Origin of the sequence: Nostoc sp. S13, assembly GCF_029379315.1 — a bacterium.
Classification (GTDB): Bacteria; Cyanobacteriota; Cyanobacteriia; order Cyanobacteriales; family Nostocaceae; genus Nostoc.
The window spans coordinates 1-3,069 of the sequence record NZ_JAQYWQ010000236.1 but is presented as its reverse complement, the minus strand read 5'-3'; the positions used below and the strand labels follow the sequence as shown (position 1 = coordinate 3,069).

Below are 3,069 nucleotides of genomic sequence, written 5' to 3'. Positions count from 1 at the left end.
AAACCTCTCCGTATTCTCTCTTAGTCTTGTTCAGAAATCAAATAGGAGTCCTATATATCTGTCGTAGGGCACAACAATACTGTGACCTACTGTGTGGCTTATTTACCTGAAAATAGCTAGAAGGTGAAAACTACTAAGCAATAAAGCTGTTAGATGTTGCTTAGTTAAGGGTCTGAGATGATTTCCGACTTATTGCAGAAGTGGGGAATCTTGCCATATTAACCACCTACGTCTAAAGGTAAATCTTTTTGCTTCAATTAGAATATTAATGGCGATGCATACGGCGGCAAGCTACCCTGGTGTTGCTGTGTTGCCAAGTATTATCCTTGGTGCTAATGTTACCACTGTTAGCCACGAAAATGTATTTAGGAGTAATTATATTGAGAGTACCGCATCCAATGCAGATATCTGCGTGCAGTATGACACAAGTGCAATTGTCACAGATACCCACGTCTTTGTCATCTCAATCCCTAATTACAAGTATTTGACCGGATTCCTAAAGAAAGCTATTCTTGAGTAGGGGGAGTAGGAAAAGTGCTTGATTTCATGGTTAACGATCGTCCCCTACGTACCCAGCTTGATATGATTGGATTATTTAGCAAAAAATTAGAGGTAAAAAATGGAGGTTTTATATTTAATTAATTCCATTTAATCAGAATTACATAGAAGTATAACCAGACTATTAACAGTTCAAAAAAAATCAGTGGTTTAAGAATTGAGAATGATGTTGGTATTTGCTGTTAGGAATTTGTCTCTTAGAAAATGAAATAGTTGCTTGGTCAATTATTGATTTTTTCCAGTAATTATATTGGATTGGATAATTAAACTAAATAGAATTATGTTTGACAATATGCAAAAATCAATAAAAAAGGAGTGTAATTACTTCAAAAGATATGCTGATGATACTTTGGGTGAATTGATTTGTAACGGGTGATGATGTTATTATTAATGAGTGGGTTGATTTTGGGTTTATTATCTCCAACAATTGACTTGTAATGTATCATAGACCAGAATTCATCATTATTGCTAATTAATTAGCAGTGTGAAATGGCTAAGGGTGTGAATATCTAGACTTGATACCAATAAATCGATGAGGTTACAGAAGAGCAAATAACCATGAGCAACTTAACATCTCCACCTACCGAAGTTCAGAAAACGAAGAAAAAAAGTTTAGCCGCAGATAAAAAACCTCGAGCTACAGATGATATTGTGCGTAGTTATCTGCAAGAGATCGGGCGTGTAGATTTGTTGACTCGCGAACAAGAGGTTATTTTTGCCCAACAAGTGCAGCAGATGATGAATTTATTAGCTGCTAAAGAAGAATTGGCTGTGAAATTAAATCACCAACCCACGCTGCAAGAATGGGCAGATCAAGTGGAGTTAAGTGTTGAGGTGTTAGAGCAACAGCTAAGTAAAGGACACCAAGCCAAGCAGAAAATGATTCAGGCTAATCTCCGGTTAGTGGTAGCAGTGGCGAAAAAATACCAGCACCGCAACCTAGAATTTATGGATCTAATTCAAGAAGGTACTTTGGGTTTAGAGCGAGGGGTGGATAAATTTGATCCCGCTCTTGGTTATAAGTTTTCTACCTACGCTTACTGGTGGATTCGTCAAGGAATCACACGAGCGATCGCTCAACAAGGACGTACAATTCGTTTACCGATCCACGTCTTTGAGAAACTGAACAAAATTAAACGGGTGCAGCGAGAATTATCTCAACAGCTGGGTCGCGTTCCCACTACTGCTGAAATCGCTAACGCCTTATCTTTAACACCCAGTCAAGTTAGAGAGTGTTTGTACTTGGCCCGTCAACCCTTCTCCTTAGAGGCGCGAGTTGGTGAACAACAGGACACAGAATTGCAGGACATACTGGAGGATGATGGGCCTTCTCCCGAAGACTATGCTGTTGAAGAATCTCTTCACCAAGACTTACAAGACTTGTTGGCAAAGCTGTCTCCCCAGCAGCGAGAAATATTAACCTTGCGTTTTGGTCTAACTGATGGGTATGAACTTTCTTTAGCACAGATTGGCGATCGCATGGGTATTAGTCGAGAACGGGTGCGTCAGATAGAGCAAAAAGCTCTCAGTCTCCTCCGACGGCAAAAGGAACAAGTACGTAGTTATCTAGCTAGCTGAGGTCATTTTTCCACAATTTAGGGCATTTAAACTTAGGAATTCACCATAATTGCTGTATAAAATTCAGTTAGTGGGAAAATAAACCTAAGTAATATATTTCAAAGATTTGATATGAGTACATCAAAAACAGTGCAGCAATTGCAAGCACAATGGGTGACTTCTGAAAACTTTCGGCGTTATGGACAGGTGATTTTTGCTAGTCTTGATGGCAAAGCTTACGATGTCGAAGATGCCCAGTTAAACCTGGAAAACGGGATTCCACGATTTTATGTTATGCGGTTGGAGAAGAAAGGGCGAAAGTTTCACAAAATTACTCGCCATGTGCAATGCACTCAATGTCTGGGTTCTTTAGAAGGAAAGGATTGGTTCATTGCAGTTTGTCCTCCTAATAATGATGTGAATCAACCAGCATTAGAAGAGATTGCTGCTTTCCATATTCCAGGGAATTGTTTTATCAAGCTACATGGGGGTACTTGGCACGCTGGCCCCTATTTTGACCATGAAGCTGTGGATTTTTATAATTTGGAACTAGCTGATACAAATGTGGTGGATCATTTCACCCATGATTTTCTCAATAGTCATCAATTAGAGTTTGAAATGGTTTAGGTGAGTGAAGTTTAAACATAGGCATAGACAAACAATTTTCCTAAATTCAGTTTAACCATTTGATATCATGTCGGGTAAATTAGTTGTGATCAGCTGTTCCACATTTAAGAAAGCATATAGGGGTTCTCGTTTACGTGAGGTACACCCGTAGGGGCTGTTCTCTGCCCATGCGTGTCAACTTAAGCCAAAACTCTTTTAAAATCTCGTTCCCAATCAGAGACTATTGGTGACAACTTAAGAAAAAGGTAAGCTTGTCAACAGGTGCATCAAGGAAAAAAACGATGGGAAATCCAAGAGTCGGAAACCCAGATCACAAGCGGGATAGAA

The 3,069-nt window shown here is 39.3% G+C and carries 3 protein-coding genes; all 3 read left to right on the top strand.

The genetic code is table 11. From position 1 onward, the window contains the following. Positions 1-274 precede the first annotated feature (274 nt). The 3 genes from PUQ00_RS32640 (at position 275) to PUQ00_RS32630 (ending at position 2,742) form a co-directional block, all read left to right on the top strand. Positions 275-520 carry a DUF3172 domain-containing protein gene (locus tag PUQ00_RS32640; protein ID WP_300424145.1) on the top strand — a complete coding sequence of 82 codons (246 nt, stop codon included), beginning with the start codon at positions 275-277 and terminating at the stop codon, positions 518-520. A 596-nt stretch (positions 521-1,116) separates the two neighbouring features. Continuing rightward, positions 1,117-2,136: an RpoD/SigA family RNA polymerase sigma factor gene (locus tag PUQ00_RS32635; RefSeq protein WP_300424144.1), complete on the top strand. Its 1,020-nt coding sequence runs from the start codon at positions 1,117-1,119 to the stop codon at positions 2,134-2,136. Between the two features lie 111 nt (positions 2,137-2,247). Beyond that, on the top strand, positions 2,248-2,742 hold the full coding sequence (locus tag PUQ00_RS32630; RefSeq protein WP_300424143.1) for an ureidoglycolate lyase: 495 nt from the start codon (positions 2,248-2,250) through the stop codon (positions 2,740-2,742). Positions 2,743-3,069 lie beyond the last annotated feature (327 nt).